Genomic DNA, 12739 nt, shown 5'->3' with positions numbered 1-12739 from the left:
AGGTGGGATCGATGCGGATCGGCACCCAGATCTCGTACTCCGGCGGGTTCGCCGAGAGCGTCAGGGATGTCGTCGAGCTGGAGAAGGCCGGGCTCGACGTCGTCACCGTTCCCGAGGCGTACTCGTTCGACGCGGTGAGCCAGCTCGGCTACGTCGCCGCGAAGACCGAGCGCGTTCAGCTCGCCTCGGGCATCCTCCAGATCTACACGCGGACACCGACGCTGACCGCCATGACGGCGGCCGGTCTCGACTTCGTCTCCGACGGCCGGTTCATCCTCGGCATCGGTGCCTCCGGCCCGCAGGTGGTCGAGGGGTTCCACGGCGTGCGTTACGACGCGCCGCTGGGACGCACTCGCGAGATCGTCGACATCTGCCGTCAGGTATGGCGTCGCGACCGCGTCGTCCACGACGGCAAGCACTACCAGATCCCACTACCCGCCGATCAGGGCACTGGCCTTGGCAAGCCGCTCAAGCTCATCAACCACCCGGTCCGTGAGCGGATCCCCGTGCAGGTGGCTGCGATCGGCCCGAAGAACGTTGCCATGACCGCGGAGATCGCGGAGGGCTGGCAGCCGATCTTCTTCCATCCGGAGCGAGCTTCCGACGTGTGGGGCGATGCGCTCGCCGAGGGGCGGGCGAAGCGCGACCCGTCGCTGGGTGACCTCGATGTCGCCGTCGGAGTACCGGTGGCGATCGGCGAGGACGTGGGGCACATGCTCGACTGGGTGCGCCCCGTCGTTGCTCTTTACGTCGGTGGCATGGGTGCTCGTGGCAAGAACTTCTACAACGAACTCGCCTGCCGCTACGGATATGAGGCTGAGGCCAAGCTGATCCAGGACCTGTACCTCGACGGCAAGAAGGAGGAGGCCGCGGCGGCCGTCCCGGTCGAACTGCTGCAGGCCATCTCGCTGGTCGGCTCCAAGGGCTTCGTGAAGGAACGGCTCGCCGCACTTCGCGAGGCCGGCGTCACCACCCTGCAGCTCACCTTCCTTGAACCTGCCCCCGAGCGACGGGTCGGCGTTGTGAGCGAGCTGCGCGAGCTGCTCAGCTGACCCTGTCGAGGAACAGGAACTCGGTCACGCCGGCGACCGAGAGGATCTGGCGTACTCCGAACGGCATGCTGGTCCGGCGTTCGTCGTGGACGAGCCGGGGCTGGGTCGTCCTGACGACCTGGCCCCGCGTCTCGATCTGGCACCCGCCCGCGGCGAGGACGTTCTTCACCCAGTCCGCGTCCGGCCCGTAGGTCAGTGCGACCACATAGCCGTTCGCCGCGCGGAAGACGTTCACGGGCGTCCGGTAGGTCTTTCCGGACCGCCGGCCCTGGTGAACGATCGTTCCGAGTCCGGCCAATCGCTTGCTCAGCGGTCGTGCGACGTGGTTTGTCGCGACGCGGTTGAACCTGGCCACCCTCTTCGACAGCACCATGCCGAACAGCATGCCCGCCCACGCGTAAAAAATCAACGTGTGATGAATTCGGGTTTGGCCAAGGCTGCGACGTGGAACGCTCCGGTATGCCCGAACTGCCGGATGTCGAAGGTTTTCGCCGGGTCCTCGATGAGCACGCGAAGGGCAAGCGGATCGACGACGTCGTCATCTTGGACGCCGGTGTTCTGCGCGACGTGAGCGCTCGCCGGGTTCGCGGCAAGCTGCGGAACCAGCGCTTCGCGAAGCCGAGGCGGCTGGGCAAGTGGTTGATCGCTCCGGTGTCCGGGAGCCAGGTGACCGTGGTGCTGCATTTCGGCATGACGGGTTCCTTCCAGTGGGCTTCGGCAGGCGATGAGCGCCAGAAGCACGATCGAGTGGTGTTCGTGTTCGATGACGGAGAGCTTCGCTATCGGGACATGCGCAAACTGCAGGGACTCCGCCTGGTGGCCGGAGGCTCCGATCTCGATCGGCTTCTCGCCGAAACCGGACCGGACGCGCTCGACGTTTCGCGGCAGGAGTTTCGTGACCTGCTCGCTGGCCGTCGGCAGCTCAAGCCTCTGCTTGTCGATCAGTCGGTGGTGTCTGGACTGGGTAACCTCCTGGTTGACGAGATCCTCTGGCGCGCCAAACTCAACCCGCGCGTTCCGGCTGGTTCTCTCGACCGCCAGGCTGGTGACGCGCTACACCGGGAGATGCTCAAGGTGTTGCGAGCCGCGGTCAAAGCCGAACGAGTGCCACCTCGCAAGAGCTGGCTCACAGGGCGCCGGGACGAGCCCTCGGGTTCGTGCCCGCGATGCGGCACCACGCTCGAACACGGCCGGGTCGGCGGCCGGGGCACCGTGTGGTGCCCGCGGTGTCAGTCCGGTTGACGTTTCAGTGAATTGGGGTAAGCCGGTGGCATGAACGACAAGGATGACGAGAAAAAGACGGTCAGCCCCGATCCGCCCCTGTCCCCGGATTTCCCCGATGTCCGGCACCCGGACCTGGACATTGGTCCGACCGAGGACGTCGAGACGCCGCCGAACTCCGAAGAGGTCAATCCCGACGAGGGGCTGCCTGAGCCGCCTGACTGACCTGTTGGCGCGGGGTTGTGGGGCAGGGTGCCAAATCGTGTCGGGCGTTCTGGGCGGCGGGGCCGGTGTTCGGTCCGGATCCACCTCCTTCCCTGGGTGATGGCGGATTGTTCGGGTTCATGTGCTGGGTCGCAGCTTGTTCTCGAGAACGGGATGCGGTGGCCGGGGTTGTGGGACTGGACTGACCGCGCCTGCGAGGTGGCGGCGGCCTTCGCGTGGATTTCAAGGGGTGTTGTTCGGGCTGGGTGTGATTCTCCGTTGAGGTTCCGGCCCAGGGGGGCTCAGCGGGCTTTCGTCGTGATGGCCGGTTCGCGCTGCGACTGGGGGCGAGGAGGACGTGGCGGCGGATCGGTTCCCGTGGTGGCGTTTGCCGGCGGTGAGGATGCTTGCTCGCCTTTGCGCTGCTGACTGCGATTCGTTTCGCTCATGCATTCGACTTTGCCCTCGAAGTGCTCCGGAGTGCAAGCCAAGTGCACGAAGTGTCCAGTCGTGGAGCATTTTCTAGGCCATTCGGGTAGATGAAAGGGCAAATCTTCCTTTCGGTAGATGCGGCCACGATCGGAGCCGTCTAGCGTGCGCAGAGGTGGCGACGAATGACGGGCGGCTCCGTACAGGCCCCACTCACGCGGGGTATCCCGGCCGACGGCGCGGATAGCGGGCAGGGCGCTGGGTAGGTCTGGTCGGTGGACGACAAGGACGAGGACGAGACCTGGAAGCAGTTTCAGGACGAAGTCAACACGTCGGCCAGGCAGCTCGAGGGTGGCGGGGAGTCCGTCGGGCACGAGTCGGGTCGGCATATCGTCCGCATCCTGCGGAGTAAGCGAAGCGATCTGTCCGCTGAGGACTACAAGCACATGCGCAAAATGCTCGGTTTCATCCACCGGCACAGCGCACAGAAGCCGTCCGGGGAGGTCAAGGACACGCGATGGCGCTATTCATTGATGAACCGGGGGCACGATCCATTGAAGTGACGGAGGGACGAACCATGGCGGACTTCAAGAAGGGTGACCGCGTCCGCTGGGATGCGGGAAACGAGAGTTCGATCGGGACGGTGGAGAAGAAAATCACCGAGGACACCCACGCCGGCGGACGGCAGGTGCGGGCGTCGAAGGACAACCCGCAGTACTTGGTCAAGAGCGAGAAGTCGGGGCGGACCGCGGTGCATCACCCGGACAAGCTGCACCGAGCGGACTGACCACGCCCCGGGGAGTCCACCGGATGAGCTGGCCGGGGCGGGGACTGCCGGAATGAATGGGTCGCGCTGAGCGGGGTGAGCCTTGGCGTGGGCGGGGGCCCGAGTGGGTTGATCGCGCCTGAGTGAAGGTGCTTGTGGCGTCGGCTGCACGCGGTTGTGCTGGCCGGGCTGGGCGAGGTGCTTGTGGCGTGGGCTGTACCCGGCTGGGGCTGGCCCCGCCGAGTCACCCGGCCGTTAGTGCGGTAGGCGCTGAACCGATCTGCCGCATCGAGTGCGCCGCGGGTCGAACGGCTCGGGGGATACCGAACGGGCTGGCTGCGGAGGATGAGCGGGCTCGCGGAGCGGCTGGCTCCGCCCGGTGAGCTTGTCGCGCCGTGCGGCTGAAAAGGTTCGGGGCGAGGCGGTGCGCGACGGGGCGAGGAGGTGACGGGGCGGGGACGACCGAGACGCAGAGGGGCGTGGGGACGATCGGAGCGCCGAGGTGGGGCGCAGCTGTGGAGTGCGGGGGTGGAGTGCGGGGGCGATCGGGGCGCGGGGAGGGGGTGTGGGGACAACCGGAGCGCCGAGATGGGGCGCAGAGACGGAGCGCGGGGACGGAGCGCGGGGACGGAGCGCGGGGACGGAGCGCGGGGACGGAGCGCGGGGACGGAGCGCGGGGACGGAGCGCGGGGACGGAGCGCGGGGACGGAGCGCGGGGACGGAGCGCGGAGACAGCTGGGGCGAGGGGGCATGGGACACGGAGAGACGGAAGGCCCGCTGGGCCGAGAGTAGCTGGACGCGGACCGCCACCAGCACTTCATCGGTATGCCGCGTATTCGGTGACGAGCCCCCGTCCGGGGGTGTCATCACGCAGGTGGCTCCAGGGCCGCGTGGGGCGGCCGGAGCGGAGAAGTGCGCCCGTGGGGTCGGAGGGGTGCTCGACAGAATCAGCCGGGTTCGACGAGTGTGTTGCGGCGGACGCGTTCTGGGTCGCGATGGGCTGGGGCGCGACCACTGGGCTGGTGGGGGGCCGGGCCGGGGTCGATCGGCGGAACCGGCATCGTCGCGGGGTTTTCGGTGACAGACATCGGTTCACCGTGGTGCTTGATCTCCACCGGCTTGCCCGAAAGCAGTCGGTAGGTCGCGGTGTCGCGGTGGATCTCGACCGCGAAGCGACTTCCCCGGAAGCACATGCGGAACTGGATGCGGTCGAGCGCGGACGGGAGGCGTGGCGCGAAGATCAGGTTGCCGTCGTGATCACGCATGCCTCCGAAACCCGCGACCACACTCATCCACGCACCAGCCAGGGAGGCCATGTGCAGACCATTGCGGACATTGTTGTGCACGTCGTGCAAATCAGTCAGGGCCGCTTCGCCCAGGTAGTCGTAGGCCAGGTCCAAGTGGCCCACTTCGGCGGCGATCACCGACTGGGTGCCCGCGGACAGGGAGGAATCGCGCACGGTGCGGGCCTCGTAGTAGGCGAAGTTGCGCTGCTTCTGCTCGGCGGTGAACGCATCACCACGCAGGTGCAGCGCCAGCACCAGGTCCGCCTGCTTCACGACCTGCTTGCGGTACAGGTCGAAATACGGGTAGTGCAGCAACAGCGGGTAGTTCTCCTGCGGTGTCCCACCGAAATCCCAGTCGAGGTGCTCGGTGAACCCCTCCGACTGCGGGTGCACCCCCAGCTCCTCGTTGTACGGCACATGCATCGACTCGGCAGCCCGGCGCCAGTTCGCCAGCTCCGCTTCGTCCACACCGAACAGCGAAGCGACCTCGGGAACCCGCTCACACGACGCGGCCGCTTCACGGAAATTCCGCTGCGCCATCAGATTCGTGTACACGTTGTTGTCCGCGACCGCCGAATACTCGTCCGGGCCCGTGACACCGTCAATGCGGAAACGGCCGTGGCGGTCGAAATGGCCCAGCGACATCCACAGGCGCGCCGTTTCCAGCAACAGCTCCGTACCGCACTGGCGCTCGAAGTCCGGGTCCTTCGTCGCCCAGTAATAGCGCGCCACCGCGTCGGCGATGTCGGCGCTCACGTGGAACGCCGCGGTCCCCGCGGGCCAGTACGCCGAGCACTCGGCGCCGTTGATCGACCGCCACGGGAACGCCGCGCCCCGCAAACCCAGCGTGCGCGCCCGTTCCCGCGCCTTCGGCAACGTGGAATGCCGCCACCGCAACGCGTCCCGCGCTGCTTCGGGCATGCTGTAGGTCAGGACCGGCAACACGAACGACTCGGTGTCCCAGAAGGCGTGACCGTCATAGCCCGGCCCCGTCAAGCCCTTACCGGGAATCGCGCGGCTCTCACCGCGCGCCCCGGCCTGCAGGATGTGGAACAACGCGAACCGGGTCGCCTGCTGCAGCTCCGGGTCGCCGTCGATCTCGACGTCCGCAGTCTCCCAGAAATCATCCAGGTAAGCGCGCTGCTCGGCCAGCAACCCGTCCCACCCGGTCTGAAAAGCCCCGGCCAGCGCGGCATGGACCTGGGCACGCAACGCCGGCACCGAACGCTGCGCCGACCACCCGTACCCGACGAACTTCGTCACCCGCAGCACCTTGCCCTGCGGCACGTCCACGGCGATGCTCAACCGCGCGAGGTCCGCCTCGGCGAGGATGTCCGTCCGCAACCCGTCCGGCGACTCGATCTGATGATCCATCGCCGTGGCCACCCGCAACCCCGACCGCTTCGTCTGGTGGACCAGCACGGCACGGTAGTCCTCGGCCAGGAAGAACTCCGACTCCAGCGGAGACTGCAGCGCCGCCGCCACCCGCGGATCGTTGCTGTCGGACTCGATCGGCTCGTTCGCCAGCAGATCCGACTGCAGCACCAGCTGCATCTTCCCGTCCAGCGGTTCGACCTCGTAACGGATCGCCACCACGGCGCGCTGCGTGAACGACACCAGCCGCTCGGTCCGCACCCGCACATGACGGCCCGTCGGCGACGCCCACTCGGTCTCCCGCGTGAGAGTGCCGGTGCGGAAGTCCAGCACCCGCTCGTGCGAAGTCGCCGTCCCGTACCGCATGTCGAACGGCTCATCCTCCACCAGCAGGCGGATGATCTTGCCGTCCGTCACGTTCACGACCGTCTGCCCCGCCTCCGGATAGCCGTACCCGGCCTCGGCGTAGGGCAGCTCGTGTTCCTCGTAGAACCCGTTCAGATACGTCCCGGGCAGCCCCCGCGGCTCACCCTCCTCCAGCGTGCCGCGCAACCCGATGTGCCCGTTCGACAAAGCGAAAGTCGACTCGGTGCGCTGCAACTGGTCGACCGCGAGACCGCGCCACCGCAGCTCCCACGGCGCGCATTCGTAACCCCGCGTCACCAGGTTCATGCCTTGTCCCCCAACAACTCCGCGAGATCGTCCACCACCACGTCCGCGCCGCGCTCACGCAAGGCGCCGGCCTGGTCCGCGCGGTTCACCCCGACCACGAAACCGAAGTTCCCCGCCCTGCCCGCCTCCACACCGGCCAGCGCGTCCTCGAACACCGCCGCCCGCGCGGGCTCCACCCCGAGCGCCTTCGCCCCAGCCAGGAACGAATCCGGAGCCGGCTTGCCCCGCAACCCGTCACGGGTGATGACGTTCCCGTCGATCCGCGCCTGCACGAACGGGGTGAACCCGGCGGCATCCAGCACCGCCGACGCGTTCGCCGACGACGTCACCACCGCGATGGCGAGGCCGGCGTCGCGGGCGGCTTCCAAGTACCGGCGCGAACCCTCGTACGGGTTCGGGCCCCGCTCGTCGATGATCCGGAGCACCAGATGATTCTTGCGATTCCCCAGCCCGTGGACCGTGTGCTCGGTCACCGCGTCGTCCGGGCCGCCCTCCGGCAACTCGACATCACGGGAGGACAGAAACGTGCGCACCCCGTCCAGCCGAGGGCGCCCGTCCACATAGCGGGCGTAGTCGGCGTCGGTGAACGGACGGAAGGCGTCCCCGTCCCGTTCGCGCAGAAACTCGTCGAACGTCTTCTTCCAGGCTTCCCGGTGCAGCGCGGCGGTGCCGGTCAGGACACCATCCAGATCGAACAAGCACGCGGTGACGCCCTCGGGCAACCCGATCATGACTGCACCGTACCCGCGAACCGGCACACTCGCCGCCCTCCATGCCGTATAACGACCTATACGGCGCGGTCCGGCGCGTCACCGATGCGGCGCGGCCCCCGGGTGCGGGCGCACGTGATGGATCAGGTCATGGACCGTGGCGTCCGCGAGCCGGTACCGGACGATCCGGCCCGTGCGGTGCCCGGTGACCAGGCCGTGCGCCCGGAGCAACCGCAACGCCTGCGACACCGCGGTGTCCGTCATGCCCGCCACCACGGCCAGGTCCGACACGCAGATCTCCCGCGCGTAGTGGATGCACACCAGCAGGGTCAGCCGCGACGGGTCCGCCAGGACCGCGAACCGCTCGGCCCACTCCCGCACCGCGTCCCGGTCGCCGAGCCCCTTCGACGCCGCCTCGACGGCCGGGCCGTCGATCGCCTGCCGCTCCGCCGCACCTGCCACCCCGGCATCGTCTCATCCGCCCGCGCCCGGCGCGGCTGGCAGGATCGACGCGTGACCGACATCTGCTTCCTCACCACACGCGAACTGCGCGCCGCGCTCGGCGCCCGTGACCTCTCCGCACGCGAAGTCGTCGAGGCCCACCTGCGGCAGATCGAACGGGTCAACGCGGACGTCAACGCCGTCGTCACGCTGGTCGGCGAACAGGCCCTCGCGGAAGCCGCCGCGGCCGACGAACGTGCCGCGCGCGGCGCGGAACTCCCGGCGCTGCACGGTATCCCCGTCGCGCACAAGGACACCCACGACACCGCGGGAATCCGCACCACCTACGGCTCACCCCTGCATGCCCACCACGTGCCGGAGCGTGACGAACTGGTCATCGAGCGCATGCGGGCCGCAGGCGTCATCACGCTGGGCAAGACCAACGTTCCGGAATTCGCCGCCGGATCGCATACCTTCAACCCGGTCTTCGGCGCGACGCGCAACCCCTACGATCCGGCGCGGTCGGCGGGCGGCAGCAGCGGCGGGGCCGCGGCGGCACTGGCCAGCGGGATGCATCCGCTCGCCGACGGCAGCGACCTCGGCGGTTCGCTGCGCAACCCGGCGTCGTTCTGCAACGTCGTCGGATTCCGGCCATCGCCGGGGCGCGTGCCGTCCTGGCCGGCACCGCTGGGCTGGACCGGGCTGAGCACCGCCGGACCGATGGCGCGGACCGTCGCCGACGCGGCACTCCTGCTCTCGGTCCTCGCCGGGCCGGACCCCCGCTCGCCGATCGCGCTCGACGAACCGGGGGAGACGTTCGCGCGGCCGCTGGACACCGACGTCCGGGGACTGCGTGTCGCGTGGTCGCCCGACCTCGGCGGCGCTGTCCCGGTGGAACCCGAGGTCGCGGCCGTGGTGGAGGCTTCGGCGGACGTGCTGGCCGATCTGGGCTGCGCCGTCGAGCGGGCGTGCCCGGACTTCACCGGCGCGGACGAGGCGTTCCGGATCCTGCGGGCCTGGCAGTTCGCCGTGAAATTCGGGCCGATGCTGGACACCGCCGGTGACCGGCTCAAGGACAGCATCCGGTGGAACACCGAGGAGGGCCTGCGGCTGTCGGGCACCGACCTCGGGCGCGCGGAGGTGCTGCGCACGGAGCTGTTCCACCGGTTCCGCGAGTTCTTCGGCCGCTACGACTTCCTCATGCTCCCGGTCAGCCAGGTGCCGCCGTTCGACAGCGCGCTGGAGTACCCGACGACGGTCGCGGGGACGGCCATGGAGACTTACCTGGACTGGATGCGCTCGGCCTACTACGTCACCGTCAGCGGCTCCCCGGCGCTGTCGGTGCCCGCCGGGTTCACGCCGGACGGGCTGCCGGTGGGGGTGCAGATCGTCGGGCCGCACCGCGCGGACTTCGCCGTCCTGCAGCTGGGGCACGCGTTCGAGCAGGCCACGCAGACGGCGCGGCGCAGGCCGGCGCTCGCGTGACGGTCAGAACTGCAGCCACCCCACCGCGGACGCGATGATCAGCGCCGCGATCAGCACCGCGAGCACGACCGCGATCACGATCGTCACCACGGGCGTAGCCTTCGGCGGTTTCTGCTGGTGGTGCGACAGGCCCGAGGTCTGGGCCGAATCGGGCGGGGTGTCGCCAGGCGCGACGCCGCCACCCGGTTCCAGGCCCGGCGTCCGGGCAGGATCCGGGTCCGGGGGCGTGGCCGTCCCGGAGGCGGGATCCGGCTCCGACGCGTGACTGGCGCCGGGGTTCACCGGGTCGCCGGTACGCGGGCCCGTGCCGGGCTGTCCCGGTTGGCCGGGAGCGGGGTCCGTGGACTCGGCGTAGGTGCCGGGTCGCCTCGGGTGGGGGCTGTCGCCGGGTGTGCTTGGCCGCGCCGGGCGGCCGGGAGCCGGGTCCGTGGACTCGGCGTAGGGGCCGGGCGCCGGGCCGGGACGTGGGTCGGCCATCGCACCGTCGGGAGCGGAGTGGCTGGTGGGGCGGGCGGACCGCGGATCGGGACTGCTCATCGGGATCACCCTTCGGATCACACCGTCTCGGCCGTCGAGACGTCGAACGACAGGCCCTTGTCGCCGGCGCCCACGCGGACATGCGCGCCGGGGGACAGTTCGCCGCGCAGCATCATCCGTGACAGCGGGTTGTCCACCTCGCGCTGGATCGTCCGCCGCATCGGGCGGGCGCCGAACTCGGGCTGGTAGCCGGCCTTCGCGAGCCACCCCACGGCCTCCGGCGAGAACTCCAGTGTGATGTCCTGCGCGTGCGCGCGCCGCTTCGTCTGGTCCAGCATCAGCTCGGTGATCCGCTCCAGCTGCCCGGCCTCCAGCTTCCGGAACACGATGATCTCGTCGATCCGGTTCAGGAACTCCGGCCGGAACGACTCCCGCAGCCGCCGCATCAGGCGTTCCCGCAACGGGCCCTCCGTGTCGGACCCCTGAGCCGGGGCGAACCCGAGCGCGCCCTGCGTGCTGCTGGCGATCAGCTCCGACCCGATGTTGCTCGTCATGATCAGCACCGTGTTGGTGAAGTTCACCGTGCGCCCGCGGCCATCGGTGAGCCGTCCGTCTTCGAGCACCTGCAGCAGCGTGTTGAAGATCTCCGGATGGGCCTTCTCGATCTCGTCGAACAGCACTACCGAGTAGGGCCGCCGCCGTACCGCCTCCGTGAGCTGGCCGGCCTCCTCGTAGCCGACGTAACCCGGGGGAGCGCCGATCAGCCTGCTGACCGTGTGCCGCTCGCCGTACTCCGACATGTCCAGCCGGATCATCCGTTCCTCGTCACCGAACAGCGCCGACGCCAGAGCCCGCGCCAGTTCGGTCTTGCCGACCCCGGTCGGCCCGAGGAACAGGAAACTGCCGTAGGGCCGGTGCGGCGGCGCGAACCCGGCCCGCGACCGGCGGACCGCCTCGGCGACCGCGTCGACGGCCTCCTCCTGCCCGATGACCCGCTCGTGCAAGTGCTCCTCCAGCCGCAGCAGCCGGTCGCGCTCGTCCTCGGTGAGCTGGCTGACCGGCACACCGGTGAGCCGTGAGATCACCTCGGCGATGTCCTCCGGGGTCACCTCCTGCACCCCCGACGGCCGGCCGTCGGTGTCCGCGGTGCGCAGCCGGTCACGCAGCTCCGTGATCTCGTCGCGAAGCGCCGACGCCCGCTCGAAGTTCTCCGCCGCCACGGCCTGGTCCTTGTCCCGGGACAGCTCGTCCAGCCGGGCCTGCATCTCGCGCACGTCGTGGGGGCGCCGCCCGGACCGCAGCCGCACCCGCGCCCCCGCCTGGTCGACCAGGTCGATCGCCTTGTCCGGCAGGAACCGCTCGGTCAGGTAGCGGTCCGACAGGTCCGCCGCGGCGGTCAGGGCCTCATCGGTGAAGCGGACCTGGTGATGCGCTTCGTACCGGTCGCGCAGACCGTGCAGGATCGCGATCGTGTCCTCGACCGAGGGCTCGGGCACCAGGATCGGCTGGAAGCGCCGCTCCAGCGCCGGATCGTTCTCGATGTGCTTGCGGTACTCGTCCAGTGTCGTCGCGCCGACGATGTGCAGCTCGCCGCGCGCGAGTGCGGGCTTGAGCATGTTGCCCGCGCCCATCGACCCCTCCGACGCGCCGGCGCCGACCACCGTGTGCAGCTCGTCGATGAACACGATCAGCTCGTCGCGGTGGCGGCGGATCTCCTCCAGGAGGGTGGTCATGCGCTCCTCGAAATCACCGCGGTAACGCGTGCCCGCGACCATCGCGGTCAGGTCCAGCAGCACGACACGGCGCCGGGCGAGGAGGTCGGGTACGTCGCCGTCGCAGATGCGCTGCGCCAGACCTTCGACGATCGCCGTCTTCCCGACGCCCGGTTCGCCGATCAGGACCGGGTTGTTCTTCGTGCGGCGTGAGAGCACCTCGACGGTCTGCTCGATCTCGGAGTCGCGTCCCACGACCGGGTCGACGTTGCCCTCGGCGGCCTCCGCCGTGAGGTCGCGCCCGTACTGGTCGAGGGTCGGGGTATCGGTGCGCGGCGGCTGCTGCTGTTGTTCGGGTCGGCCGCGCGAGGGGCCCTGCGCGGCCCCCTGGAACGCCTCCGGCGTCACCCCGGCCTGCGCGAGGATCCGTCCCGCCGTCGAGTCCGGGTTGGCCACCAGCGCCAGCAGCAGGTGCTGGGGCCCGATGTAGGTGGAGCCGAGGGTGCGCGCGATACCGTGCGCGTCCAGCAGCGCCCGCTTGGCGCCCGGTGCGATCATGGTCGGTGTCGTCCGTTCACCGGTGCCTGCGCGGTGACCCTCGATCTGCCGGGCGATCTCGTCCGGTTTGGCCCCGGCGCTCTCCAGCAGCCGGCGCGTCGGCGATGCCTGTGTGGCGGCCCAGAGCAGCTGTTCGGTGTCGACGTCGGTGCGGCCCTGCTCGGCGGCCTGTTCCGCGGCGCGCGCCACGAGCTCGCGGGCCTGGTCGGACATGAGCCGCGTGATGTCGACGGCGTTGGGCCGCCTGCTGGGCACGGCGTTGCCGAAGAACTGCGCGAGGAACTGGTCGAACGGACTGCCGGGGCCGCCCGCGAAAAAGCCGGTCATGTCGGGGTCGCTCCTTAGCCGGGGG

12 protein-coding genes are annotated in these 12739 nt (G+C 69.6%); 6 read left to right on the top strand and 6 right to left on the bottom strand.

What is annotated here, in order from left to right:
• Positions 1-11: 11 nt before the first annotated feature.
• Positions 12-1052 carry an LLM class F420-dependent oxidoreductase gene (locus HNR02_RS30615; RefSeq protein ID WP_179777109.1) on the top strand — a complete coding sequence of 347 codons (1041 nt, stop codon included), beginning with the start codon at positions 12-14 and terminating at the stop codon, positions 1050-1052.
• Here HNR02_RS30615 and HNR02_RS30610 read toward each other — a convergent pair.
• Positions 1045-1425, bottom strand: a complete 381-nt coding sequence (locus tag HNR02_RS30610; protein ID WP_179777108.1) for a nitroreductase family deazaflavin-dependent oxidoreductase — start codon at positions 1423-1425, stop codon at positions 1045-1047. The two genes, HNR02_RS30615 and HNR02_RS30610, sit on opposite strands and share 8 nt — an antisense overlap.
• An 86-nt stretch (positions 1426-1511) precedes the next feature.
• Here HNR02_RS30610 and HNR02_RS30605 point away from each other — a divergent pair, with 86 nt between their 5' ends.
• The 4 genes from HNR02_RS30605 (at position 1512) to HNR02_RS30590 (ending at position 3693) form a co-directional block, all read left to right on the top strand.
• On the top strand, positions 1512-2294 hold the full coding sequence (locus HNR02_RS30605; RefSeq protein ID WP_179777107.1) for an Fpg/Nei family DNA glycosylase: 783 nt from the start codon (positions 1512-1514) through the stop codon (positions 2292-2294).
• A 30-nt stretch (positions 2295-2324) separates the two neighbouring features.
• Complete coding sequence (locus HNR02_RS30600) at positions 2325-2498, top strand: hypothetical protein (protein WP_179777106.1); 174 nt, start codon at positions 2325-2327, stop codon at positions 2496-2498.
• A 683-nt stretch (positions 2499-3181) separates the two neighbouring features.
• A complete protein-coding gene (locus HNR02_RS30595) occupies positions 3182-3469 on the top strand; it encodes a DUF3140 domain-containing protein (RefSeq protein WP_179777105.1) in 288 nt (95 codons plus the stop codon).
• A gap of 14 nt (positions 3470-3483) precedes the next feature.
• Positions 3484-3693 (top strand): hypervirulence associated TUDOR domain-containing protein, encoded by a 210-nt coding sequence (locus HNR02_RS30590; protein WP_179777104.1) that lies wholly within the window; start codon positions 3484-3486, stop codon positions 3691-3693.
• A gap of 926 nt (positions 3694-4619) precedes the next feature.
• Here the strand turns inward: HNR02_RS30590 and HNR02_RS30585 are convergent.
• The 3 genes from HNR02_RS30585 to HNR02_RS30575 all read right to left on the bottom strand — a co-directional run bounded on the left by HNR02_RS30585 (position 4620) and on the right by HNR02_RS30575 (position 8176).
• Complete coding sequence (locus tag HNR02_RS30585; protein ID WP_179777103.1) at positions 4620-7004, bottom strand: glycoside hydrolase family 65 protein; 2385 nt, start codon at positions 7002-7004, stop codon at positions 4620-4622.
• Positions 7001-7735 carry an HAD family hydrolase gene (locus tag HNR02_RS30580; protein WP_179777102.1) on the bottom strand — a complete coding sequence of 245 codons (735 nt, stop codon included), beginning with the start codon at positions 7733-7735 and terminating at the stop codon, positions 7001-7003. The genes HNR02_RS30585 and HNR02_RS30580 overlap by 4 nt, the downstream gene beginning before the upstream one ends.
• A 78-nt stretch (positions 7736-7813) precedes the next feature.
• Positions 7814-8176: an ArsR/SmtB family transcription factor gene (locus tag HNR02_RS30575; protein ID WP_179777101.1), complete on the bottom strand. Its 363-nt coding sequence runs from the start codon at positions 8174-8176 to the stop codon at positions 7814-7816.
• A gap of 51 nt (positions 8177-8227) precedes the next feature.
• On the opposite strand from HNR02_RS30575, the gene HNR02_RS30570 reads away from it, so the two are divergent.
• Positions 8228-9640 (top strand): amidase, encoded by a 1413-nt coding sequence (locus tag HNR02_RS30570; protein WP_179777100.1) that lies wholly within the window; start codon positions 8228-8230, stop codon positions 9638-9640.
• Positions 9641-9643: 3 nt separating this feature from the next.
• Here HNR02_RS30570 and HNR02_RS30565 read toward each other — a convergent pair whose 3' ends face one another.
• Both HNR02_RS30565 and HNR02_RS30560 read right to left on the bottom strand, forming a co-directional pair.
• Positions 9644-9922, bottom strand: a complete 279-nt coding sequence (locus HNR02_RS30565; RefSeq protein ID WP_179777945.1) for a DUF6480 family protein — start codon at positions 9920-9922, stop codon at positions 9644-9646.
• Positions 9923-10194: 272 nt separating this feature from the next.
• Positions 10195-12714, bottom strand: coding sequence for an ATP-dependent Clp protease ATP-binding subunit (locus HNR02_RS30560; protein WP_179777099.1), 2520 nt, complete (start codon positions 12712-12714; stop codon positions 10195-10197).
• Positions 12715-12739: the final 25 nt, after the last annotated feature.

The organism is Amycolatopsis endophytica (genome assembly GCF_013410405.1).
Classification (GTDB): domain Bacteria; phylum Actinomycetota; class Actinomycetes; order Mycobacteriales; family Pseudonocardiaceae; genus Amycolatopsis_E; species Amycolatopsis_E endophytica.
The sequence above is the reverse complement of the archived record's forward strand: the minus strand, read 5'-3'. Positions and strand labels throughout refer to the sequence as shown.